This is a genomic window from Janibacter melonis (genome assembly GCF_003721155.3).
GTDB classification, from domain to species: domain Bacteria; phylum Actinomycetota; class Actinomycetes; order Actinomycetales; family Dermatophilaceae; genus Marihabitans; species Marihabitans melonis.
On the sequence record NZ_CP044548.2, the window covers coordinates 1,709,778 to 1,732,793 of the forward strand.

Annotated in this window: 24 protein-coding genes; 10 read left to right on the forward strand and 14 right to left on the reverse strand. The window is 72.2% G+C overall.

Features of this window, described 5'->3' with window-relative positions:
• Positions 1–44: 44 nt before the first annotated feature.
• Complete coding sequence (gene hutH, locus EEW87_RS07995; RefSeq protein ID WP_123092205.1) at positions 45–1,634, reverse strand: histidine ammonia-lyase; 1,590 nt, start codon at positions 1,632–1,634, stop codon at positions 45–47.
• A 90-nt stretch (positions 1,635–1,724) separates the two neighbouring features.
• Here hutH and EEW87_RS08000 point away from each other — a divergent pair, with 90 nt between their 5' ends.
• Together EEW87_RS08000 and EEW87_RS08005 are read left to right on the forward strand one after the other, a co-directional pair.
• A complete protein-coding gene (locus EEW87_RS08000; protein WP_224766989.1) occupies positions 1,725–2,480 on the forward strand; it encodes an IclR family transcriptional regulator in 756 nt (251 codons plus the stop codon).
• A gap of 120 nt (positions 2,481–2,600) precedes the next feature.
• Entirely contained in the window at positions 2,601–3,173 is a 573-nt protein-coding gene (locus EEW87_RS08005) for a hypothetical protein (protein WP_123092207.1), read from the forward strand.
• A gap of 27 nt (positions 3,174–3,200) precedes the next feature.
• Here the strand turns inward: EEW87_RS08005 and EEW87_RS08010 are convergent, their stop codons facing one another.
• From EEW87_RS08010 to EEW87_RS08025, 4 genes are all read right to left on the reverse strand, one after another.
• Entirely contained in the window at positions 3,201–3,764 is a 564-nt protein-coding gene (locus EEW87_RS08010; RefSeq protein ID WP_123092208.1) for a universal stress protein, read from the reverse strand.
• Positions 3,765–3,775: 11 nt separating this feature from the next.
• Positions 3,776–5,254, reverse strand: a complete 1,479-nt coding sequence (locus EEW87_RS08015) for an MFS transporter (RefSeq protein WP_123092209.1) — start codon at positions 5,252–5,254, stop codon at positions 3,776–3,778.
• Positions 5,255–5,411: 157 nt separating this feature from the next.
• On the reverse strand, positions 5,412–6,425 hold the full coding sequence (locus EEW87_RS08020; protein WP_123092210.1) for a 4-hydroxy-3-methylbut-2-enyl diphosphate reductase: 1,014 nt from the start codon (positions 6,423–6,425) through the stop codon (positions 5,412–5,414).
• Positions 6,426–6,506: 81 nt separating this feature from the next.
• A complete protein-coding gene (locus EEW87_RS08025; protein WP_318825911.1) occupies positions 6,507–7,094 on the reverse strand; it encodes a GNAT family N-acetyltransferase in 588 nt (195 codons plus the stop codon).
• On the opposite strand from EEW87_RS08025, the gene xseA reads away from it, so the two are divergent.
• Together xseA and EEW87_RS08035 are read left to right on the forward strand one after the other, a co-directional pair.
• Complete coding sequence (gene xseA, locus EEW87_RS08030; RefSeq protein WP_068277234.1) at positions 7,093–8,328, forward strand: exodeoxyribonuclease VII large subunit; 1,236 nt, start codon at positions 7,093–7,095, stop codon at positions 8,326–8,328. The genes EEW87_RS08025 and xseA overlap by 2 nt on opposite strands.
• Before the next feature lie 10 nt (positions 8,329–8,338).
• On the forward strand, positions 8,339–8,587 hold the full coding sequence (locus EEW87_RS08035) for an exodeoxyribonuclease VII small subunit (protein ID WP_123092374.1): 249 nt from the start codon (positions 8,339–8,341) through the stop codon (positions 8,585–8,587).
• A 36-nt stretch (positions 8,588–8,623) separates the two neighbouring features.
• Here EEW87_RS08035 and EEW87_RS08040 read toward each other — a convergent pair whose 3' ends face one another.
• Positions 8,624–9,184: a DUF4245 family protein gene (locus EEW87_RS08040; protein ID WP_068277231.1), complete on the reverse strand. Its 561-nt coding sequence runs from the start codon at positions 9,182–9,184 to the stop codon at positions 8,624–8,626.
• Between the two features lie 138 nt (positions 9,185–9,322).
• Between EEW87_RS08040 and glpX the strand changes: the two genes are divergently transcribed.
• A complete protein-coding gene (glpX, locus tag EEW87_RS08045) occupies positions 9,323–10,324 on the forward strand; it encodes a class II fructose-bisphosphatase (protein ID WP_068277652.1) in 1,002 nt (333 codons plus the stop codon).
• Positions 10,325–10,329: 5 nt separating this feature from the next.
• Entirely contained in the window at positions 10,330–11,229 is a 900-nt protein-coding gene (locus tag EEW87_RS08050; protein ID WP_123092212.1) for a carbohydrate kinase family protein, read from the forward strand.
• Positions 11,230–11,421: 192 nt separating this feature from the next.
• Here the strand turns inward: EEW87_RS08050 and EEW87_RS08055 are convergent, their stop codons facing one another.
• From EEW87_RS08055 to EEW87_RS08070, 4 genes are all read right to left on the reverse strand, one after another.
• On the reverse strand, positions 11,422–12,399 hold the full coding sequence (locus EEW87_RS08055) for a carbohydrate ABC transporter permease (RefSeq protein ID WP_123092213.1): 978 nt from the start codon (positions 12,397–12,399) through the stop codon (positions 11,422–11,424).
• A complete protein-coding gene (locus EEW87_RS08060) occupies positions 12,399–13,439 on the reverse strand; it encodes a carbohydrate ABC transporter permease (RefSeq protein ID WP_307785194.1) in 1,041 nt (346 codons plus the stop codon). The genes EEW87_RS08055 and EEW87_RS08060 overlap by 1 nt, the downstream gene beginning before the upstream one ends.
• An 83-nt stretch (positions 13,440–13,522) precedes the next feature.
• Positions 13,523–14,890, reverse strand: a complete 1,368-nt coding sequence (locus tag EEW87_RS08065) for an ABC transporter substrate-binding protein (RefSeq protein WP_123092214.1) — start codon at positions 14,888–14,890, stop codon at positions 13,523–13,525.
• A 252-nt stretch (positions 14,891–15,142) separates the two neighbouring features.
• Positions 15,143–16,591, reverse strand: coding sequence for a GH1 family beta-glucosidase (locus EEW87_RS08070; protein WP_123092215.1), 1,449 nt, complete (start codon positions 16,589–16,591; stop codon positions 15,143–15,145).
• A gap of 46 nt (positions 16,592–16,637) precedes the next feature.
• Here EEW87_RS08070 and EEW87_RS08075 point away from each other — a divergent pair, with 46 nt between their 5' ends.
• A complete protein-coding gene (locus EEW87_RS08075; protein WP_068277218.1) occupies positions 16,638–17,165 on the forward strand; it encodes a beta-class carbonic anhydrase in 528 nt (175 codons plus the stop codon).
• Between the two features lie 33 nt (positions 17,166–17,198).
• Here the strand turns inward: EEW87_RS08075 and glmM are convergent, their stop codons facing one another.
• Positions 17,199–18,548, reverse strand: coding sequence for a phosphoglucosamine mutase (gene glmM / locus EEW87_RS08080; RefSeq protein ID WP_123092216.1), 1,350 nt, complete (start codon positions 18,546–18,548; stop codon positions 17,199–17,201).
• A 150-nt stretch (positions 18,549–18,698) separates the two neighbouring features.
• Between glmM and EEW87_RS08085 the strand changes: the two genes are divergently transcribed.
• The gene (locus EEW87_RS08085) at positions 18,699–19,850 is read left to right on the forward strand and encodes a glutamate--cysteine ligase (protein ID WP_123092217.1); all 1,152 of its coding nucleotides are present in this window, start codon (positions 18,699–18,701) and stop codon (positions 19,848–19,850) included.
• Positions 19,851–19,888: 38 nt separating this feature from the next.
• On the opposite strand, the gene truA is transcribed toward EEW87_RS08085, so the two are convergent.
• From truA to rplM, 3 genes are read right to left on the reverse strand one after another with little or no spacing between them, the layout of a single operon-like run.
• On the reverse strand, positions 19,889–20,782 hold the full coding sequence (gene truA, locus EEW87_RS08090; RefSeq protein WP_123092218.1) for a tRNA pseudouridine(38-40) synthase TruA: 894 nt from the start codon (positions 20,780–20,782) through the stop codon (positions 19,889–19,891).
• 23 nt (positions 20,783–20,805) lie between these two features.
• The gene (rpsI, locus tag EEW87_RS08095; protein ID WP_068277213.1) at positions 20,806–21,312 is read right to left on the reverse strand and encodes a 30S ribosomal protein S9; all 507 of its coding nucleotides are present in this window, start codon (positions 21,310–21,312) and stop codon (positions 20,806–20,808) included.
• 33 nt (positions 21,313–21,345) lie between these two features.
• On the reverse strand, positions 21,346–21,789 hold the full coding sequence (rplM, locus tag EEW87_RS08100; protein WP_068277211.1) for a 50S ribosomal protein L13: 444 nt from the start codon (positions 21,787–21,789) through the stop codon (positions 21,346–21,348).
• Positions 21,790–21,965: 176 nt separating this feature from the next.
• Here rplM and EEW87_RS08105 point away from each other — a divergent pair, with 176 nt between their 5' ends.
• Together EEW87_RS08105 and arr are read left to right on the forward strand one after the other, a co-directional pair.
• Complete coding sequence (locus tag EEW87_RS08105; protein ID WP_123092219.1) at positions 21,966–22,538, forward strand: winged helix-turn-helix domain-containing protein; 573 nt, start codon at positions 21,966–21,968, stop codon at positions 22,536–22,538.
• On the forward strand, positions 22,535–22,954 hold the full coding sequence (arr, locus tag EEW87_RS08110; protein WP_123092220.1) for an NAD(+)--rifampin ADP-ribosyltransferase: 420 nt from the start codon (positions 22,535–22,537) through the stop codon (positions 22,952–22,954). Before EEW87_RS08105 ends, arr begins: the two co-directional genes overlap by 4 nt.
• Positions 22,955–23,016 lie beyond the last annotated feature (62 nt).

Sequence of the window (23,016 nt, forward strand, 5' to 3'; positions counted from 1 at the left end):
CGGGCGAAGGGGGGTCAGTGCGAGTGATCAGCGCACTCCGAAGATCAGTGCAGGGGGCCGGTGACGGACTCGGCCGCGAGGACCGGGCCGCCGTCGTGCACGGTGAGGTAGCAGATCTCGAGGTCCCGGCCGAGGTCGCGGTCCGGGCCGGGGGCGGTCGAGGTGAGCGAGTCGAGCTCGGCGATGACGGCGGCGGTGGCCGGGGCGGGCTCCAGTGGCGCGCGGAGCGCGATGCCTCGGGCGGCGGTGACGAGCTCGACGGTGAGGACACGGGTCAGGGCGTCGACCGAGCGGCGCAGCTTGCGCGCGCCGGCCCAGCCCATCGACACGTGGTCCTCCTGCATCGCGCTGCTCGGGATGGAGTCGACGCTCGCGGGCGCGGCGAGACGCTTCATCTCCGAGACCATCCCGGCGGCTGTGTACTGCGCGATCATCAGGCCCGAGTCGGTGCCCGGGTCGTCGGCGAGGAAGGGCGGCAGCCCGTGCGAGCGGGAGACGTCGAGGAAGCGGTCCGTCCGGCGCTCGCTCATGCTCGCGACGTCGGCGGCGACGATCGCCAGGAAGTCCAGGACGTAGGCGACGGGTGCGCCGTGGAAGTTGCCGTTCGACTCCACCCGGCCGTCGAGGGTGATGACGGGGTTGTCGACCGCCGAGGCGAGCTCGGCGTCGGCGACCCGGCGGGCGTGGGCGAGGGTGTCGCGCGCCGCCCCGTGCACCGAGGGGGCGCAGCGCAGCGAGTACGCGTCCTGGACGCGGGTGCAGGCGTGGGGGTCGCGGTGGCTCTCGCGGATCGGGCTGCCTGCGAGCACGGCCCGCAGGTTGGCCGCCGACTGCGCCTGCCCAGGGTGCGGGCGCAGCGCCTGCAGGTCTGCGGCGAAGACGTCGTCGGTGCCGAGCAGCCCCTCGACGCTCATCGCGCACGCGATGTCGGCGGTCGTCAGCTGCACGTGGAGGTCGTGGATCGCCAGGCACAGCATGCCGAGCATGCCGTCGGTGCCGTTGATGAGGGCCAGGCCCTCCTTCTCGTGCAGGAGGACGGGGGTCAGGCCGGCCTGGGCCAGCGCCTCGGACGCGGGCATCGCGTCGCCCGGCACCGACACGTCGTGGGCAGCCATGACCTCCCCCTCGCCGATGAGGACCATCGCGCAGTGCGCGAGCGGGGCGAGGTCGCCGGAGCAGCCGAGCGAGCCGTACTCGCGCACGACCGGGGTGATCCGCTGGTTGAGGAGCGCTACGTAGAGCCGCAGCGTCTCCTCGCGGATCCCGGTGCGCCCGGTCGCGAGGGTCTGCACGCGCAGGAGCATGAGGGCGCGCACGACCTCCTCCTCGACGGGGTCGCCCATGCCCGCGGCGTGGCTGCGCACGAGCGAGCGCTGCAGCTGAGTGCGCTTCTCGTGCGGGATGTGCGTCGTCGCGAGCGCGCCGAAGCCGGTCGACACCCCGTAGTGGGCGACGGTGTCCTCGGCGAGGTCCTCGACGACGGTGCGCGAGACGCGCACGCGCTCCCACGCGGCGTCGGAGATCTCGACCTGCGCCTCGAAGCGGGCGACGGCGACGACCTCCTCGACGGTCAGCGGGCGGTCGCCGATGCGGATGGTGGTCTCGGGGGTCTCGACGTCGACGATGTGCGGCATGCATCCATGGAAGCGCGCGGGTCACCCCCGCGACCACCGCGCACGCGCCACTACTGTCTCGGATCCGAGACATGGGCGTACGCTCGGGCGGTGCCCCAGGTCCCCGCCGCCGGCCACGCCCTGCGCCTGCTGTCCTACCTCGCCGGCCGCGTCGAGCCGGTGCCCGCCGCGCAGCTCGCGCGTGACCTCGAGCTGCCCCGCAGCACGACCTACCACCTGCTCGCCGAGCTGGCCGAGCACTCGTACGTCACCCACTACCCGGACGAGCGCCGGTGGGGCCTGGGCGTGGCCGCCTTCGAGCTCGCGAGCGGCTACCAGCGGCAGAGCCCGCTGCAGCGCCTGGCCCGCCCGGTCCTCCAGCGCCTCGTCGACGAGACGACGCACAACGGTCATCTCGCCGTCCTGCACGGCCGCGACGTCCTCTACGTCGTCGAGGAGCGCGCGCCCGGGCGGCCCCTCCTCGTCTCCGACGTCGGCGTGCGGCTGCCGGCGACGACGACCGCGAGCGGGCTGGCCATGCTCGCGGCCCTGCCCGCCCGCCAGGTCACGGCCCTCTACCCCGACGCCGCCTCGGTCGTCGCGAGCGCCGGGTCACCGGCCACCCCGTCCGCCCTGCGCCGTGAGCTCGTCGCCGTGCGCCGCCGCGGTCACGCCCTCGAGAGCGGGTCGGTGACCCAGGGCTTGGCCTCCGTGGCGCTCGCGGTCCTCGACCGCACCGGGCAGCCGCTCGCGGCGGTCGCCCTCACTTACCCGGAGGGCACGGTGACGGGGCCCGAGGAGCTGCTCGTCCCCCTTCGCCGCTCGGTCGCGACGATCCACCGCCGGCTCGGGACGCCCGCCACCTGACGAGGAGGTGGCCGGCTGATGAGCCCCCTCTCATCGACGGCTCACCGTGGCCTCACGCGGACCCGGCAGCGTTGCTCTCGCGGCGCACCGGCGCCGCTGCCACTCACCGAGGAGACCAGCATGTCGACCACCCGGATCATCAGCACCCTCGCCACCGCCGCCCTCGCCACGACCGGCCTCGTCGCCGTCGCGGCGCCCGCCCAGGCCGACCGGACGTGCTCCGGCACGATCACCGGCCGCACCATCGACGACGACGTGGTCGTGCCGGCCGGCGCGACGTGCAAGCTCACCAAATCGGTCGTCAAGGGCAACGTCATCGTGCGCCGCGGCGCGACCCTGCAGGGCTGGCAGAACAGCATCGACGGCAACATCCAGTCCGAGGGCCACCGCTACGTGCGCAACACGTGGGGCCGGGTCGACGGCGACGTCCAGCTCGAGGGCGGCAGCATGCACCACCTGCGCGGCCTCACGGTCGACGGCAACATCCAGCTCGAGGGCAACCGCTCGACGCAGAACGTCATCCGCAACCGGGTCAAGGGCGACATCCAGCTCTTCTCGAACCGCTCCGGCACGAAGTACGTCTACGACAACTCCGTCGACGGCAACCTCCAGTGCAAGAGCAACACCCCGGCGCCGAAGGGGTGGAACAACACCGTGCGCGGCACCAAGGAGGACCAGTGCCGCCGGCTCTGACCGGCGGCACTGGTCACCCCTGGCCCCCTAGCGCCGGGCGGGCGGGCGGTAGCCCGGCCGCCCGGCCGTGCCGGCGGAGCGGACCGCGGCCCGCCCGACGGCGCGGCCGGCGCGCTCGACGAGCCCCGGCTCCTGGCCCGAGATGTGCGGCGGCATGACGACCACCGGGCAGCTCGCGTCGTAGATGAGCCGCTGCGCGAAGAGCGGTGCCCCCGTCAGCGCCCGTGGCGCGTCGATGACGAGGAGGTCGGCGCCGACGGCGGCGTCGAGCAGGACCTGGCGGTCGCTGCCGCGGACGAGCCGGACCTCGGCGTGGTGGTCGGGCCCGAGGACCTCCTCGACGTCGCGCTCGAGGGCGGTGCGCTCGGCACCCTCCAGCTCGCCCTCGGTCGGCCCGGCCGCAGCCATGACCCCCGCGGTGCTCGCCTGGGGGGCGCCCACCCGCCAGGCGCGCACGGCGACGAGGTGGCCGTCGTTCGCGGCCACCTGGCCGGCGGCCCACCGCAGGGCGGTCGGCGACTTCGAGGTCGCGCTCACGCCGACGACGACGGTGTACGGACGCTCTCCCGCGTCCGGACGCATCTCGCTCATGTCGTCCTCCCTCAGACCGGCAGGTTGACGGTCTCGTTGCCGTGCTCGTCGTAGCTCGTGAGCGGCGGGGCGATCTCCTCGAGGGACTTGCCCTCGGCGTCGACACCCCAGACCGCCGCGACGAGCGCGCCGACGAGCATGATCCCGGAGGCGATGAGGTACCCGACGAACATCGGCCCGCGGTCGCCCCCGTCCCCGATGAGCCAGCCGTAGAAGACCGGACCGATGGCGCCGAAGACCTGCGCGATGGCGAAGAAGTACGAGATCGCCTGGCCGCGCACCTCGAGCGGGAAGATCTCCGAGACCGTGAGGTAGCCGGCCGAGGCGCCCGCGGAGGCGAAGAAGAACGCCACGCACCAGAAGATCGTGTGGGTGAGCGGGCTCAGCACGTCGGCGTTGAAGAGGAAGGCCGAGATCGCCAGGACGACCGCCGCGAAGGCGTAGCACCCGCCGATCATCTTGCGCCGGCCGACGGTGTCGAAGAACGGCCCGAGCAGGAGGGGCCCCAGCAGGTTGCCGAGCGCGAAGGGGAAGAAGTACAGCGCGGCGCTTGAGGGTGTCTGGTCGTAGAAGTTCTGGAGCACCAGGGAGTACGTGAAGAAGATCGCGTTGTAGAGGAAGCTCTGCGTGATCATCAACGTCGCGCCGAGCACCGTGCGCGTCGGGTACATCTGGAAGAAGACGTAGGACAGCTGCTTGGGGGTCAGGCCCTCGCGGGCCTTGATCCACATGCCGTCCTTCTCCTCGTCGTGGTCGGGCAGGGTCTTGCCCTCCGACCGGACCTTCTCCTCGATCGCGGAGACGACCCGCTCGGCCTCCTCGCCGCGCCCGTGGGTGACCATCCAGCGAGGGCTCTCGGGGATGTGCCGCCGCAGGTAGATGATGCCGAGACCGAGGACCGGGCCGATGAGGAAGGCGATCCGCCAGCCGATGTTCTCGCCGACGATGTCGGGGTTGAGCAGCCAGTACGAGGCGAAGGCGCCCATGCCGGCGCCGAACCAGTACGTGCCGTTGATCGCGAGGTCGACCCGGCCGCGGAAGCGCCCCGGGATGAGCTCGTCGACCGCGGAGTTCACGGCGGAGTACTCGCCGCCGATGCCCATGCCGGCGACGAAGCGCAGCGCGAAGAAGACCCACATGTTCGGCGAGAAGGCCGCGAGGCCGGACGCGACCAGGTAGAGCGCCAGCGTCATGACGAAGAGCTTCTTGCGGCCCAGGGTGTCGGTGAGCCGGCCGAAGAGCAGCGCACCGGTCACCTGACCGATGAGGTAGACCGTGCCGGCGAGCCCGACGTCGGTCGCGTCCATCCCGAGGGTCTTCTCGAAGCCTCCGGAGGCGACGATCTGGACCTCGAGCCCGTCGAGGATCCACGCCGTGCCGAGACCGAAGATCACCATCCAGTGGAACTTCGACCACGGCATGTCGTGCATGCGCGCGGGGATCAGGCTGCGGACCGGCTTGTCCTGCTCCGTCGCCTCAGCTGTGGACATCCATACCTCCCAGGGCCACCGGCTCGTCGCGCCGTCGCGTCGAGCACCGAGGGGGACGTTACGCCTGGGAGTCGGCTGAGAGGGGTCGACGACGGGGGGTCAGAATCCGCCCCCTTCGCCCGGGTGTCTGCGCAGGTCAGGCCACTGCCTGAGCAGGTCAGCGCAGCTGACCGGCGTCCTCGAGGGAGCCGGCGTCGTGGCGCATCTTGTCGTCCATGCCGGCCGCCTTGAGGTCGCGGCGCAGCTCCATCGGCAGGGCGAAGAGCAGGCTCTCCTCCGCGGCGACGACCGGCTCGACGTCGGCGTAGCCGTGCTCGGCGAGCAGGGCGAGGACGTCGCGCACGAGGATCTCGGGCACAGAGGCGCCGGAGGTGACGCCGACGGTGCGCACGCCCTCGAACCACGCCGGGTCGATCTCTTCGGCGTAGTCGACGAGGTGCCCGTCACGGGTGCCGTGCTCGAGGGCCACCTCGACGAGACGCACGGAGTTGCTCGAGTTGCGCGAGCCGACGACGATCATGAGGTCGCACTGCGCGGCCATCTGCTTCACGGCGAGCTGGCGGTTCTGGGTGGCGTAGCAGATGTCGTCGCTCGGCGGGTCCTGCAGCGCGGGGAACTTCTCGCGCAGGCGGCGCACCGTCTCCATCGTCTCGTCGACCGAGAGGGTGGTCTGCGAGAGCCAGACGACCTTCTCCGGGTCGCGGACCTCGATCTCGGCGACGTGATCGGGCCCGTCGACGAGGGTGATGTGCTCGGGCGCCTCGCCCGAGGTGCCGATGACCTCCTCGTGGCCCTCGTGGCCGATGAGGAGGATGTCGAAGTCGTCGGCGGCGAAGCGGACGGCCTCGCGGTGGACCTTCGTCACGAGCGGGCAGGTCGCGTCGATCGTCTTCAGCGACAGGGCCTTGGCCTCCTCGTGGACGACCGGGGCGACGCCGTGCGCCGAGAAGACGACGGTCGCACCCTCGGGCACCTCGCCGGTCTCGTCGACGAAGATCGCGCCGCGCTTCTCCAGCGTCGTCACGACGTGCTTGTTGTGCACGATCTCCTTGCGGACGTACACGGGCGGGCCGTAGAGCTCGAGGGCCTTCTCCACCGCGACGACGGCGCGGTCGACGCCGGCGCAGTAGCCACGGGGGGCGGCGAGCAGGACGCGCGGGCTGTCAGACATGTGCTCATCGTAGGCGAGCGCCCTGGGCGGACTCTGTGCGGCGGTGGCCGAGACCGGTGCCCGGCGACGGGCGAGGGCGCCCTAGCCCAGCACGAGCTTCATCCCCACGTGGCTCACGGTGAAGCCGAGGCGCTCGTAGAAGCGGTGCGCACCCGTCCGGCTGCTGTCCGAGGTGAGCTGGACGAGCTCGCACCCCTCGGCGCGGGCCCTCTCCAGCGCCCACCGCACGAGCTGCTCCCCCACCCCCGCGCCGCGCATGTCGGCGGCGACGCGGACCCCTTCGAGCTGGCCGCGCAGCGCACCCCGCCGGGACAGCGACGGCAGGACGGAGAGCTGGAGGGTGCCGACGACCTGCCCGTCGAGCTCGGCGACGACGAGGACCTCGCCGGGGTCGCCGGCGATCCGCACGAAGGCGGCGTCGTACGGCGCGAGATCTGCGGGGTCCTCACGGGACTGCCCCAGCGGGTCGTCGACGAGCAGCGCGACGATCGTCGGCACGTCCTCGAGGGCGGCCTCGCGGACGACGACCCCGCCGGCGGGGTCGCGGGGCGGCTCGATCTGCTCGGGCGAAGGGGTCATGAGCGGCCACCCTGCCACGCCCCCTTCGCCCCGGCCCAGCCGTCCGCCCGCCGGGGCGTCGTCACCGGTGCGACCTACAGTGACCCCCATGAGCGCCCTGCCGGAGAAGGCTGCCGACACGACGGCCGAGCAGCCGTGGCCGGTGCGCGTGCTGTCGATGAAGATCCAGGACTACGTCGAGCGGATGTCGGTCACCTGGGTCGAGGGCCAGGTCGTCCAGCTGACCCGGCGGCCCGGCGCCCGGACCGCCTACCTCACCCTGCGCGACCCGGACGTCGACATGTCGTTGTCGTGCTCCGTGCGCGTCACCGCGCTGGACGCGATGGCGACCCCGCTGAGCCAGGGCGCGCGCGTCGTCGTCCAGGCCAAGCCGAGCTACTGGAGCCAGCGCGGGTCGCTGTCGATGGACGTGCGCCAGATCCGTCCCGTCGGCATCGGCGAGCTGCTCGCCCGCGTCGAGTACCTGCGTCAGCACCTCGCCGCCGAGGGGCTCTTCGACGCCGACCGCAAGCAGCCGTTGCCCTTCCTGCCCCGCCGCGTGGGGCTCATCTGCGGGCGGGCCAGCGCGGCCGAGCGCGACGTCGTCGAGAACGCCCACCGCCGGTGGCCGGGGCTCGACTTCGAGATCCGGCAGGTGGCGGTGCAGGGCGCGCAGGCCGTGACCGACGTCGTCGAGGCGCTCCGGGCGCTCGACGCGATGCCCGAGGTCGACGTCGTCGTCATCGCTCGGGGCGGCGGGGCGGTCGAGGACCTCCTGCCCTTCAGCAACGAGTCGATGCTGCGCGCGGTGAGCGCGGCCCGCACCCCCGTGGTGAGCGCGATCGGCCACGACGTCGACCGTCCCCTGCTCGACCTCGTCGCCGACGTGCGCGCCTCGACCCCGACCGACGCCGCCTCGCTCGTCTGCCCCGACCACGACGCCGAGCTGCGCACGGTCGCGACCGCCCTGAGCCGGATGCGCGGGCAGGCACGCAGCAGCCTCGACCGCGAGCGCCGTGCGCTCGTGCAGCTGACGTCGCGGCCGGTGCTCGCCGACCGGACCGCGCTCGTGCGGGCCCAGCGCGAGGTCGTCGCGACGCTGCAGCACCGCGCCCGCTCGCGGACGGAGTCGATGCTGCACCGCGAGCGCGACCGCGTGGCCCACCTGCGGGCCCAGGCCCGGGTGCTGTCCCCGCAGTCGACGCTCGACCGGGGGTACGCGATCGTCCAGCACCGCGGCGGCGCGGTCGTCCAGTCGCGCGGAGACGTCGAGGCCGGCGAGCTGCTGCGGGTCACCGTCGGCGACGGCGACTTCGCCGTCGAGGCCGTCGGTGGCGGGTCGTAGGGTGGCGGCCATGAGCCAGGAGCAGACCGAGCCCCGCCCGGTGGCCGAGCTGAGCTACGAGGAGGCCCGCGACGAGCTCGTCGCCCTCGTCGCGACGCTCGAGTCGGGGCGCAGCGGGCTCGAGGAATCGATGCGGCTGTGGCAGCGCGGCGAGGAGCTCGCCGCCCACTGCACGACGTGGCTCGACCGCGCCGAGCGCAGCCTCGGCGAGGACGGGTCAGACGACGACGGGTCGGCGCAGGACGCCGAGCAGGACTGAGCGGCTCGCTCGGGGCGCTCGCGCCCCGCGGGTGGGTCAGCGGTTGACGGGGGCCGCGACGAGGTGGTCGGCGAAGGTCTCGAGCTGCTCGAAGGTCCCCGTGCCGGTGACGAGCGTCGTCAGCTCGCCCGTGCCCTCCTGGCGGTCGACGAGGCTGCGCTGCACCTTGCCCTCGCGGTCGCGCTTGACCCAGGTGGTGCCGTCGTCGGTGGTCACCGTGCCGACCCGGGCGCCGTTGTTGGTCTGGGTGTCGACCCATGAGTCGGTCGCGTCGACGGCCTGCTGCACGGCGACGTACGCGCCGTCCGGCGTCGTCCACGTCGCGCTCCACATCTGCACGTCGTCCTTGCTGCGCACGAAGCGCTGCGAGACCGGCGTCCACCCCTCCGGCAGGTCCTCCGCGTACTCGTACGGGACCCCCGACTGCTGGGCGCGCTGCTCGGCGGCGGCGACGACGTCGACCTGCTCGGCGGTCACCGAGCTCGTGCGGGCGACGGCGAAGAAGATCACCGCGGTGAGCCCGCCGACGACGAGCAGGGAGCGGATGACGTTGGCCACCGACCCCTTCGCGTAGTGGCTGACCGAGCTCTGACTCATGCTCGAGATTGTCGCATCCCGACCTGACCGCGCCGACCACCCGTGGTCGGGTGCACCCCCACCCCCGCGCCCTCGATAGGCTCGGCGCAGGCGCCCCGCGCCCGCACGACGACGCGCCACGACAGTGAGGACCGGCCGATGAGCCCGACGACGACCCCCGACCGCAACCTGGCCCTCGAGCTCGTCCGGGTGACCGAGGCCGCCGCGATGGCCGGAGGCCGCTGGGTCGGCTTCGGCGAGAAGAACCTCGCCGACGGCGCCGCCGTCGAGGCGATGCGCGCGATGATCTCGACCGTGCAGATGCGCGGCACCGTCGTCATCGGCGAGGGCGAGAAGGACGACGCCCCGATGCTCTACAACGGCGAGGAGGTCGGCGACGGCGCCGGCCCCGAGTGCGACGTCGCGGTCGACCCGATCGACGGCACGACCCTCACGGCGAAGGGGATGCCCAACGCGGTCTCCGTGCTCGCCGTCGCCGACCGCGGCAGCATGTACGACCCGAGCGCCGTCTTCTACATGGACAAGCTCGTCACCGGTCCCGAGGCGGCCGACGTCGTCGACATCCGCCTGCCCGTCGCGGAGAACGTGCGCCGCGTGGCCAAGGCGAAGGGGTCCGACGTCGAGGACGTCACGGTCGTCATGCTCGACCGCCCCCGCCACGAGGCGCTCGCCCGCGAGGTGCGCGACGCCGGCGCCCGCATCCAGTTCATCTCCGACGGCGACGTCGCGGGGGCGATCACCGCCGCCCGCTCCGACAGCGGCGTCGACCTGCTCCTCGGCATCGGCGGCACCCCCGAGGGCATCATCACCGCCTGCGCCATCAAGTGCCTCGGCGGCATCATCCAGGGCCGTCTCGCGCCGGTCGACGACGACGAGCGCCAGCGCGCGATCGACGCCGGGCACGACCTCGACGCGGTCCTCACGACCGACGACCTCGTGCGCACCGACAACTGCTTCTTCGTCGCGACCGGCATCACCGACGGCTCGCTGCTGCGCGGGGTGCGCTACCGCGGCGGCGGCGCGGTGACGCACTCGCTCGTCATGCGCAGCCGCTCGGGCACGATCCGCACCATCGAGGGCCACCACCGCCTGACGAAGGTCGAGCAGTACTCCGCTCTCGGCCCGTCCTCGCAGGGCTGAGCGCCGTGCACCGGGTGCTCGTGGTCGGCGAGGCGCTCGTCGACGTCGTCGACCGCGACGGGGCTCGCTCCGAGCACGTCGGCGGCAGCCCGGCCAACGTCGCGATGGGCCTGGCCCGGCTGGGCCACCCGACGGTCCTCGCCGCGTGCGTCGGTGACGACGAGCGCGGCGACGTCGTCGTCGAGCACGTCACCGGGCACGGCGTCGAGCTCAGCCACGGCACCGTGCGCCCCGGGCGCACCTCGACCGCCCAGGCGCTGCTCGCGCCCGACGGCTCGGCGACGTACACCTTCGAGATCGAGTGGGACCCGACGCTCGACGGCCTCGGCGAGGCCGGGCACGTGCACACGGGGTCGCTGGCGACCGTCCTGCAGCCCGGTGCGGTCGACGTCGTCGCACTCGTGCGGGAGCGGCGCGAGGCCGCGAGCATCTCCTACGACCCGAACATCCGCCCCGCCGTCGTCGGCGAGGGCGACCACCGCACGGGCGTCGAGGAGGTCGTCGCGCTGTCCGACGTCGTCAAGGGCAGCGACGAGGACGTCCGCGAGCTCTACGGCGACGTCGACCTCGACGACGTCATGACCCGCTGGCTCGGACTCGGCGCCGGTCTCGTCGTCATCACCCGCGGCGCCGACGGCGTGGTCTGGCGGGCGGCGTCCGGGGCGTCCGGCTCGGCCCCCACGCGCGCGCCCGAGGTCGCCGACACCGTCGGCGCGGGTGACTCCTTCATGGCCGGGCTGCTCTCGGGCCTGCTCGACGCGGGTCTGCTCGGTCCCGCCACCCGCGAGGCCCTGCACGCCGCGGACGAGGCCGCCCTCGCCCCGGCCCTGGACCGGGCGCTGACGACGAGCGCGATCACCGTCGGCCGCCCCGGTGCCTACGCCCCCGACCGCTCCGAGCTCTGACCCCCCTCCCCCTTCGTCCACGACCCCACGCGCCCCACGTTTCTCGGGTGACCCGATAAACCCCGGCTTTGCATGAGTAAGAAACTCGTGCGAAGCCGGGGTTAGTCATGCTGAGCGGGCCGCAACCGCCCGCCGCACGCGAGACGGCCGGCACCCGAAGGGGGGTGCCGGCCGTCTTCGGTCGAGCCCGGGTCAGCCCTTCGTGCCACCGGCCAGCAGGCCGCGGACGAAGTAGCGCTGGAGGGCGAGGAAGACGATCACCGGCAGCGCCATCGAGATGAAGGCTGCGGCCGACAGGAGGTACCAGCGGCCACCGAGGGTGCCCGAGATCTGGTTGAGCTCCATCGTCAGCGGTGCCCGGTCCGGCGAGCCGCCGAGCATCGTGATCGCGACGAGCAGGTCGTTCCAGACCCACAGGAACTGGAAGATCCCGAAGGAGGCGAGCGCCGGGGCCATGAGCGGCAGCATGATCTTGAAGAAGATCCGCACGTGCCCGGCGCCGTCGACGCGGGCCGCCTCGATGAGCGAGGCCGGGATGTCCTTCATGAAGTTGTGCAGCAGGTAGACCGCCAGCGGCAGCGCGAAGATCGCGTGCGAGATCCACAGCGCCCAGAAGGACCCGCCCATCGTCCAGCTGCCGATCTTGATCTGCTGGTACATCTGCACCAGCGGCAGCAGGGCGATCTGCAGCGGCACGATCTGCAGCGCGAAGACCGCGACGAAGAGCGCGTTCTTGAAGGGGAAGTCCATCCACGCGAAGGCGTACGCCGCGAGCGAGGCGAGGAGCAGCGGCAGCATGACCGACGGGATCGCGATGACGATGGAGTTGATGACGAAGTCCGTCATCGACACCGGCATCTCCGCGCCGCCGCCGAGGACGTCCTTGTAGTTCTGCAGCGTGAAGCCGCCGTTCCACAGGGCCGACCACCAGCCGGTGCTCTGGATGTCCTCCTGGTTGCGGAAGGAGGTGACGAGCAGGCCCACCGTCGGGGTCGTCCACGCGATGGCGAGGACGACGGCGAAGAAGGACCCCCACGGCGAGGTCACCGCACGGGCGGCGTTGCCTGCGGCACCGCCGCGCTTGCGCCGGCGCGGCCCGGCCGCGTCGGGAGAGGCCTGCTTCGGGTCCGGGGTGTCCGCTGGGTCGATGGCGGGGGTGAGGGTGCTCATCAGGCGTCCTTCCTCATCTGGATGACGTTGAAGATGATGATCGGCATGACGAGCAGGAAGATGACGAGGGCGATGGCCGCGCCGAGACCGGGCTCCTGGGTGACGAAGGAGCGCCGGTAGAACTCGTTGGCGAGCACCGAGTTGCCCTGCGTGCCGCCGTCGGTGGCCTGGACGATGTCGAAGGCCTTGAGGGTCGCGATCGAGATCGTCGTGAGCACGACGACGATCGAGGGGCGGATGCTCGGCAGGGTGATGAAGCGGAAGAGCTTCATGCCCGAGACGCCGTCCATCTTCGCGGCCTCGATGATGTCGTCGGGGATGCCCTTGATGGCTGCCGAGAGGATCGTCATCGCGAAGCCGGCCTGGATCCAGATCATGATGACGATGAGGGCCAGGGTGTTCGTCGGGATCGCCCCGTCGGGCGCCCGCAGGAAGTCGACCATCGGCAGCCCGACGGCGTTGAGGATCGCGTTGATGAGACCGATCTGGGTGTCGCCGCCGCCGTTGTAGCTGTAGACGAACTTCCAGATGAGGGTCGCGCCGACCATGGAGATCGCCATGGGCATGAAGATGAGCGCCTTGGCGACGGCCTCGCCCTTCGCCCGGTCGACGAGCACCGCGTAGAGCAGGCCGAAGGCGGTCGCGACGAGCGGCACGAGGATGACCCAGAGGAAGGTGTTGCGGATGACCTCGGGCAGACCGGGGGTCGTCCACAGCTTGGCGAAGTTCTCGAAGCCGACGAACTCGGGCTTGCTCGAGGTGTACCCGCCGAAGTTGATGTCGAAGAACTTGCCGTTGTAGAAGGACCGACGGATCGTGAGGATCGCCGGGTAGATCAGGCCGATCGCGATGAAGAGGAGCGTCGGCCCGACGAAGGCGGCGGCCTGGACGCGCTCGCCCACCCGTCCCTTGAAGACCGATGCGAGCAGCAGGATGCCGAGGAAGACGGCACCGAAGACCGCCAGGCCGACGAGCATGGTGACGAACTTGCCGGACGTCTCTCCGGCCGTGGCCGCGGGCAGGATCAGGGCGTGGAGCACGGGCACCTCCTTTGGTGCGGGGATGACGATGCCTCGGCGGGCGGGTGGGCACCCGCCCGCCGAGGCATCAGGGCGACGTCAGATCAGCTGGAGGGCCAGGACTTCTCGATGTTGTCGAGGGTGGTCTTGTCGTCCTGACCGTTGATCCAGTTGGTCATCTCCGACCAGAAGGTGCCGGCACCGACGGCGCTGGGCATCATGTCCGAGCCGTCGAAGCGGAAGACAGCCTTCGGGTCCTGGAGGATCTCCGCGGACTGCTGGTCGAGGGGGCTGACGAGGTTCTTCGGGTCGAGACCCTTGTTGGCGCTGACCCAGCCGCCGCTCGTCGTGGCCTTGGCCTTGGCGTTGGCCCAGTCGGGCGAGGCGAGGAAGGTCTGGAAGGCCTTGACCTCGGGGGCGTCACGGAAGGCGGCGACGAACTCGCCACCACCGAGGACCGGCTTCTCCTCGCCGTTGCTCGGCAGGTAGAAGGCCCACACGTCGCCGTCCTCGGCCACCTTCGTGCCCTTGGGCCAGTTGGCGGCGTAGAAGGACGCCTGACGGTGCATGTAGCACTTGTTCTTCAGGATCGGCTGGCCGCCGTCCTGGAAGGTCGTCGTGGCGATCGACTTCACGTCGCCGAAGCCGCCGTTGACGTACTTGCTCTCCTTGAGGATCTTCGCGTCCGCGGCGAGGGCCTCGGCGACCTTCGGGTCGTTGAAGGGGATCTCGTGCGCGACCCACTTGTCGTAGGTCTCAGAGTCCGCCGTGCGCAGGAGGGTGTCCTCGAGCCAGTCCGTGCCCGGCCAGCCAGTGGCGGTGCCCGAGCCGAAGCCGGCGCACCAGGGCTTGGCGCTGGAGTCGTCGGCCGCGATCTTCTCGGTGAGGGTCATGAGGTCGTCCCAGGTCTCGGGGACCTCGTAGCCCTTGTCGGTGAAGGTCTTCGGGGAGTACCAGACGTAGCTCTTGACGTTGGCTCCGAGCGGGGCGGCGAAGAAGGTGTCGCCGACCGTGCCGTACTTCTTCCAGTCCTCGCCGAAGTGCTCGTCGACCATCTTCGCGGTCGACTCGGGGGCGGGGACCATCTTGCCGGTGTCGGCCATCGTCGCGAGCAGGCCCGGCTGCGGGATGAAGGCGATGTCGGGCAGGTTGCCGCTCTGGGCGCGCTGCGGGAGGTTCTTCTCGAAGTCCTTGTCACCCTCGTACTTGATGGTGATGCCGGTGCACTCCTCGAACTCCTTGTAGGACTCCTTGTGCGGGGCGTCCTCGGGGGTGACGATCGAGGTGTAGATGGAGACGGTCTTGCCCTGGAGCTCGGACTTCATGTCGCACCACTTGGAGTAGTCCGTGGTGTCCATGGCGGCGCCGCTCTCCTCCGTGGAGGACGACCCGCCGCAGGCTGCGAGGCCGACGACCGCGAGCGCGGCGATGCCGACCGAGGCGCGCGCCCGGCGCGAGGTGTTGAAGGACATGTGGATCCCTTTGCTCTTCGTCGCACCGACGGACCTCGACGGCGCCACCGACCACAGGTGGTCGAGCGGTCCACGCGGCGAGCCGACTCCCCCGCAGACCTGCGGTGACAGTGAACCGCTCACCGCAGGAGGTGCGCCACGGAATCGCCCCAACTCAGCCGTAACGATCCGGTAACCCGGTCGACGCACGAAGGGGGACGAGCCCACGCGAGAGGGCCCGGCGGCCGTGGCCGCCGGGCCCTCCTCACCTCCTCAGCGCCGGTCGCGGTGCGACCTCGCGAGGTCCCGCAGCCACAGCGCCGAGTCCTTCGGCGTGCGCTCCTGGGTCTCGAAGTCGACGTGGACCACCCCGAAGCGGCGGTCGTAGCCGAAGGCCCACTCGAAGTTGTCGAGCAGCGACCAGGCGAAGTAGGCCCGCACGTCGACCCCGTCGTCGATCGCGTCCGCGACGGCGCTGACGTGCCCCGAGTAGTAGCTCGTGCGGTCGAGGTCGTGGACGGCACGGCCGCCGTCCTCGTCGGTGCTCACCTCGTCCTCGTAGGCGGCGCCGTTCTCCGTGATGATCAGCGGCAGACCGGGGAAGTCGTCGCGCAGGCGGCGCAGCATGCCCGACAGCGCGGACGGCTCGACGAGCCACCCCATCCGGGTGCGCTCCCCCTCGGGCTCGACGAAGTCGACGCCGGTCGCCCCGACCCAAGGGGTGGCCGAGCCCTCGCCGTGGCCGCCGCTGCTGCTCGGCTCCTCGCCCTCGGCGAGACCGCGCACGATCGTCGGCGTGTAGTAGTTGATGCCGAGCGCGCTCACCGGCACGTGCGCGAGCGCCTCGTCTCCGTCGCGCACGAAGGACCAGTCGGTGACGTGGGCGGTGTCCTCGAAGAGGTCCTGCGGGTAGGCGCCGCGCAGCATCGGCCCGGTGAAGATCCGGTTGCCGACGGCGTCGAGCCGGCGGGCGGCGTCGACGTCGGCCGCGCTGCTCGGGTCGGCCGGGCGGATCGCGTGGTGGTTGAGGGTGACCATGACCGACGCGTCGTCGCCGAGCTCGGCGCGGATCGCCCGGGCGGCCAGGCCGTGGCCGAGGTTGAGGTGGTGGGCCGCCGCGAGCGCGGCGGCCGGCTCCGTGCGACCCGGCGCGTGCACGCCGGAGGCGTAGCCGAGGAAGGCCGACACCCACGGCTCGTTGAGCGTCGTCCACGTGCTGACGAGGTCGCCGAGCTCGCGGGCCAGCACCCCGGCGTACTCGGCGAAGCGCTCGGCGGTCTCGCGCACCGGCCAGCCGCCGGCGTCCTCGAGCGGCTGCGGCAGGTCCCAGTGGTAGAGCGTGACGACGGTGTCGACGTCGCGCTCGCGCAGACCGGTGAGCACCCGCTTGTAGAAGTCGAGCCCCTCCTGGCTGACCGCTCCCGAGCCGGTCGGCACGATCCTCGGCCAGGCGACGGAGAGGCGGTAGGCGTCGAGACCGAGGTCGGCGACGAGCTCGACGTCGCTCTCCCACCGGTGGTAGTGGTCGCACGCGACGTCGCCGGTGTCGCCGCCCATGATCATGCCCGGGGTGTGGCTGAAGGTGTCCCAGATGGAGGGGCCACGTCCCCCTTCGTCCACCGCCCCCTCGATCTGGTACGACGCGGTCGCGGCTCCCAGTCGGAAGCCGGCGGGCAGCCGGGCGGCGAGATCGGCGGGCGGGATGACGGGGTATCGCTCCATGGGGCCATCCTGCCGGTCGTAGGCTGGTGCCGTGACGCAAGAGAGCATGAGCACCAGCCCTGTCGACCTCGGCGCGACCGACCACGCCTTCGACGACCTCCTCCAGGCCAACCGCGACTTCGCCGAGGACTTCGCCCTCGCCGGCTTCGACGGCGTGGCCCGGGCCGGCGTCGCCGTGGTCACGTGCATGGACAGCCGCATCGACCCCCTGGGGATGCTCGGCCTGTCCCCCGGCGACGCGAAGATCTTCCGCAACCCCGGCGGGCGGGTCACCGCCGCCGCGCTCGAGGCGATCGTCCTCGCCGTGCACCTGCTCGGGGTCGAGCGCGTCCTCGTCGTGCCGCACACGCGGTGCGCGGTCGCCTCCTCGACGGAGGAGCAGCTGCGCGAGGCCGTCGCCGCCTCGGCCGGCATGGACGCGTCGTGGCAGGCCTTCAACGTCGTCACCGACCAGGTGCAGACGCTGCGCCAGGACGTCGCCGCGGTGCGCGCGCACCCCCTCGTCGCCGGGCGCGTGCGCGTCGGCGGCTTCATCTACGACGTCGACAGCGGGCTGCTGCAGCAGCACGTCTGACCGGGCCCGGGGCAGCCGCCCCGACCCCCAGGGTCAGAGCGCGAGGCGCTCCCGGACGACCCCGGCGAGCGCCTCGCCGACCTGCTGCGCGTGCTCCTGCGTCGGGGCCTCGACCATGACGCGCACGAGCGGCTCGGTGCCGGACTTGCGCATGAGGACACGACCCGAGCCGGCGAGGCCCGCCTCGTGCTCCTGCACCGCGCTGCGCACGCCCTCGTCGGTGTCGACGCGGGACTTGTCGACGCCCCCGACGTTGATGAGCACCTGGGGCAGCCGGGTCATGACGGAGGCCAGCTCGGCGAGCGGGCGCCCGGTCGCGGCCACCTGCGCGGCGATCATCAGACCGGTGAGCACGCCGTCGCCGGTCGTGCCGTGGTCGAGCATGATGACGTGCCCGGACTGCTCGCCGCCGAGCGAGTAGCTGCCGCGGCGCATCTCCTCGAGGACGTAGCGGTCGCCGACGCCGGTCTGCTTCACGGCGATGCCGGCCTCGCGCATGGCGTTGAGCAGACCGAGGTTGCTCATGACGGTCGCGACGAGCGTGTCGTCGGCGAGCCGGCCGCGCTCCTTGAGCGCGATCGCGAGCACCGCCATGATCTGGTCGCCGTCGACGACCTGACCCGTCGCGTCGACCGCGAGGCAGCGGTCGGCGTCGCCGTCGTGGGCGATGCCGAGATCGGCGCCGTGGGTGACGACGGCCTCCTGCAGCTGCTCGAGGTGGGTCGAGCCGTAGCCGTCGTTGATGTTGAGCCCGTCCGGGCTGGCGCCGATGACGTGCACCGTCGCGCCGGCGAGGCGGAAGACCTCGGGCGAGACCTCGCTCGCCGCCCCGTGCGCCGCGTCGAGGACGACCGTGAGGCCCTCGAGCGAGCCGGGGACCGCGAGGAGGAGGTGGCGGATGTAGCGCGCCCCGCCGTCGGCCATGACCTGGACGCGGCCGACCTCGGCGCCGGTCGGGCGCAGCGGCTCCTGGCCCATGCGGGCCTCGATCTCGTCCTCGACGGCGTCGGGCAGCTTGTGCCCGCCCCGGGCGAAGAACTTGATGCCGTTGTCGGGCATCGCGTTGTGCGACGCCGAGAGCATGACCCCGAAGTCGGCGTCGGTGTCGGCGGTGAGGTAGGCGATCGCCGGGGTCGGCAGGACGCCCGCGTCGTAGACGTCGACGCCGGCCGAGGCGAGCCCGGCGACGACGGCGGCGGAGAGGAACTCACCGGAGGCCCGCGGGTCGCGGCCGACGACGGCGCGGGGGCGGTGCCCGTGCTCGTGGTCGCGCCGTCGCAGGACGACGGCGGCGGCCTGTGCGAGGGAGAGGGCGAAGTCCGCGGTGATGACGTCGCCGTTGGCGAGCCCGCGCACGCCGTCAGTGCCGAAGATTCGTGCCATGTCGCTCTCGGTGCCTTCCAGTTGGGGATCGGCCCCCCGGCAGGCAGCCGGCGTGAGGACCTTGCGGCTCGCAGCACGATACCCGCGACCTAGGCTGGAGTCCTCCGCGACCCACGGCAGGTGGGCCGACGAGCAGGAAGGGCTCCGCCCGTGATCGACTTCCGCCCCTCCGCGGGCCCGACGCTCGGCGTCGAGTGGGAGCTGGCCCTCGTCGACGGCGACACCCTCGACCTCGTGCCGCGCGCCGACGACGTCGTCGCCGGCGTGGCCGAGGCCCTCGACGACGAGCACGTCTCCGCCCGCGTCCACCGCGAGCTGCTGAGCAACACCGTCGAGATCGTCACCGGCATCTGCGACGACGTGCCGCAGGTGAGCGCCGACCTCGACTCCTCGCTGCGCGCGCTGCGCCAGGTCACCGACCCGCTCGGTCTCGAGCTCATGTGCGCCGGCACCCACCCCTTCGCCCAGTGGCAGAGCCAGCAGGTGAGCGAGGGCGAGCGCTACGCCACCCTCATCGACCGCACGCGGTGGTGGGGCCGCCAGATGGTCATCTACGGCGTCCACGTCCACGTCGGCATCACCGACGCCGCGAAGGTGCTGCCCATCCTCAACGGCATGCTCACCTACGCCCCGCACCTCCAGGCGCTCTCGGCGTCCTCGCCCTTCTGGGCCGGCGAGGAGACCGGGTACGCGAGCAACCGCGCCCAGATGTTCCAGCAGCTGCCGACCGCCGGGCTGCCCTTCCAGTTCGACACGTGGCCGGAGTACGAGCGCTACGTCGACGACCTCATGATCACCGGGGTCATCGACGAGCTCAAGGAGATCCGCTGGGACATCCGCCCGGCGCCCCACCTCGGCACGCTCGAGATCCGCGTCTGCGACGGCATCCCGACGCTGCGCGAGCTCGCCGCGATCACCGCGCTCGTCCAGTGCCTCGTCGTGTGGCTCGACGACCGGCTCACCGACGGCGGCACCCTGCGCACGCTGCCGCCGTGGCACGTCCAGGAGAACAAGTGGCGCACCGCGCGCTACGGCATGGACTCGATCATCATCTGCGACGACCGCAACCGCGAGCGGCTCGTCACCGAGGACCTCGCCGACCTGCTCGAGCGCCTCGCCCCGGTCGCCCGCCGCCTCGGCTGCGAGACCGAGCTCGCCGACGTCGAGCAGATCACCCGCACCGGCGCGAGCTACCAGCGCCAGCTGCGCGTCGCGCAGGAGGAGGGCACCCTCGTCGGCGTCGCCCGCTCCCTCGTCGACGAGCTGCGCACCGGGCAGCCGGGTCGACCCGGCCTCGCCTGACCGAGGGCGAAGGGGGACGCGGGCCGACGGGAGACCCGTCAGTCCCGGCGGGCGCGGGCCTCACGGGCGCGCGCGGCCAGCCGGTCGTCGTCGGGGTAGCTGACCTCGACCAGGCTCAGCCCGTGCGCGGGCATGACCTTGACACGGGGGTCCCGCACCCCGGCGGTGAGCACCTCGAGGGGCCATCCGGTCCCCTGCCGGCCCTGCCCGACGGGCACGACGGCACCGACGAGAGCACGCACCATCGAGTGGCAGAAGGCGTCGGCGACGACGCGGCCCTCGACGAGCCCGTCCTCGGTGCGCCGCCACGAGTGCTCGACGAGTGTGCGGGTGGTCGTCGCGCCCTCGCGCCGCTTGCAGAAGGCGGCGAAGTCGCGCAGCCCGAGCATCGCCGTGGCCGCCTCGTCCATCGCCGCGACGTCGAGCGGCTCGCGCAGGGCGACGACGTCGTGACGTCGCAGCGGGTCGCGCCGGCCCGGGTCGTCGCCGATGAGGTAGCGGTAGCGCCGCTGCAGGGCGGAGAAGCGCGCGTCGAAGCCCTCGGGCGCCCGGGTCACGGCGTGCAGCGCGACATCCGGGGGCAGCATCCCGCGCAGCCGGGCGAGCAGGGCCTCCTGCGGGCTGCGTTCGCGACGGCCGCGTGCGGCCTCGAGCGCCTCCGGCGGCAGGTCGACGTGGCAGACCTGCCCGGCGGCGTGCACCCCGGCGTCGGTGCGCCCCGCGACGACGACACGGACCCCCGAGGTGCGGCAGATCGTCTCGAGCGCGCTCGTCAGCTCGCCCTCGACGGTGCGCAGGCCCGGCTGAGCAGCCCACCCCGCGAATCCCCCGCCGTCGTAGGCGAGGTCGAGGCGCAGGCGCACGACGAAGGGCCCCACCGCGTGGTGGGGCCCTTCGCCGTCGGCGGGTCGGGTCGAGGAGGGCAGAGCCATCTGACGAGACCGCGCCAGCGCGATCAGCGCTTCGAGTACTGCGGCGCCTTGCGCGCCTTCTTCAGACCAGCCTTCTTGCGCTCCGGGACGCGGGCGTCACGGGTGAGGAAGCCGGCCTTCTTGAGGGTGTCGCGGTTGAGCTCGGGGTCCACGCCGTTGAGGCTGCGGGCGACGCCGAGGCGGACCGCACCGGCCTGGCCGGAGGGGCCACCGCCGTGCACGCGGACGAGCACGTCGTAGGCGCCGTCGAGCTCGAGCACCGTGAAGGGCTCGGCGACGATCTGCTGGTGGACCTTGTTCGGGAAGTACTCCTCGAGCGTGCGCCCGTTGATCTTCCACTCGCCGGTGCCGGGGACGATCCGCACGCGGGCGATGGCCTGCTTGCGGCGCCCGGTGCCGGCGCCGGGGGCCGAGGCCGAGGGACGACGAGCCGGCTCGGCGTCGCCGACGGGGCCGTCGGACTCGGAGGTGTAGGAGGTGAGCTCGACGTCGTCGCCGAGCTGCTCGGTGGTGTCGGTGGTGTCAGCCACGTGTCAGTCCTTCGTCGTGATTCTGCGCGCGGCTTACTGCGCGACCTGGGAGATCGTGTAGGGGGTCGGCTGCTGGGCGCCGTGGGGGTGCTCCGCACCGGCGTAGACCTTGAGCTTGCTCAGCTGCTGGCGGCCGAGGGAGTTGCGGGGCAGCATGCCGCGGATCGCCTTCTCGACGGCGCGCTCCGGGTTCTTCTCGAGCAGCTCGGTGTAGGAGGTCGAGCTCAGACCACCCGGGTAGCCCGAGTGGCGGTAGGCGCGCTTCTGCTCGGCCTTGGAGCCGGTGAGCGCGACCTTGTCGGCGTTGATGATGATGACGAAGTCGCCGGTGTCGACGTGCGGGGCGAAGGTCGTCTTGTGCTTGCCGCGCAGGAGGATCGCAGTCTGGCTCGCGAGACGGCCGAGGACGACGTCAGTGGCGTCGATGACGTGCCACTGACGGGTGATGTCGCCCGCCTTGGGGGTGTAGGTACGCACAGGTGCAGCCTTTGTGTCGTGTCGTTCGGGGTACCCGACAATTCTACGGGCGGGCCGCACACCGCCCGAAATCGCGGGCGCACCCCCTGGAGCCCTACGGGCGAGCGGGATCCGGCGGACTCCGCCCGGCGCGACGCGCTTGCCCCGCCGCGGATCGCACACTTATTGTGCGATCCATGAGCACCCCGGGCACCCCCGACGGCTGGCGTCTGCTGGCCCACCCGCTGCGCACCCGCATCCTCGCGCACCTGCGGCTGCACGGCGGCTCGACGTCGGCGGAGCTGGCCCGGGCGCTCGGCACGAACTCGGGCGCCACGAGCTACCACCTGCGCACGCTCGCCGAGGGCGGGCTCGTCGAGGACACCGGTCTGGGCAACGCCAAGACCCGGGTCTGGGCCCTGCCCGACGAGGACGACGACGACCTCGTCGTCACCCGTGTCGGCACGGACGACGACGACCCGCTGAGCGCGCAGGACGAGGCCTGGCTGGCGCACGACCACGTCGAGCACCTCGCCGCGCGCGCCCATGCCTGGGTCGACGCCGCGCCGACGTGGCCCCTCGTGTGGCAGGAGGAGGCCGGTCTGCACGACCAGGCCGTGCTCGTCGACGAGGAGCAGCTCGTCGCGCTGCGCACCGAGGTCATGCGCACCCTCGAGCGCTACCGCCGGATCGGCGCGGGCACCCCGGGCGCGAAGCGCGTGGCCGTCACCCTCGCGGTGCACCCCGTCGACCGGACCCCGCGGTCATGACCGGCGAGCGCCCCCTCGACGAGGGGCCCTTCTTCCACGGCACGCGGGCCCCCCTTCGCCCCGGTGACCACCTCGTCGCCGGACGCCCCTCGAACTACCGCGCCGGCCTGACGATGCGCCACGTCTACATCACCTCGCTCGTCGACGGGGCCGCTCTGGCCGCCGAGCTCGCCGTGCTGCTCGGGCCGGAGGGCAGCGAGCCGCACGTCTACCGCGTCGAGCCCACCGGCCCCTACGTCGACGACCCGAACGTCACCGACAAGAAGTTCCCCGGCAACCCCACGCGCTCCTACCGCACGAGCGCCCCGGTCCTCGTCGTCGAGGAGGTCACGGGGTGGACCCGGCTCACGCCGGAGGCCCTCGACCTCTGGCGCGAGCGCCTGGCGGCTCTGAGCCAGGCCGAGATCATCAACTGATCCGGCCGGGTCGACGAAGGACCGTCACCTCGAGGTGACGGTCCTTCGTCGAACCATGCGAA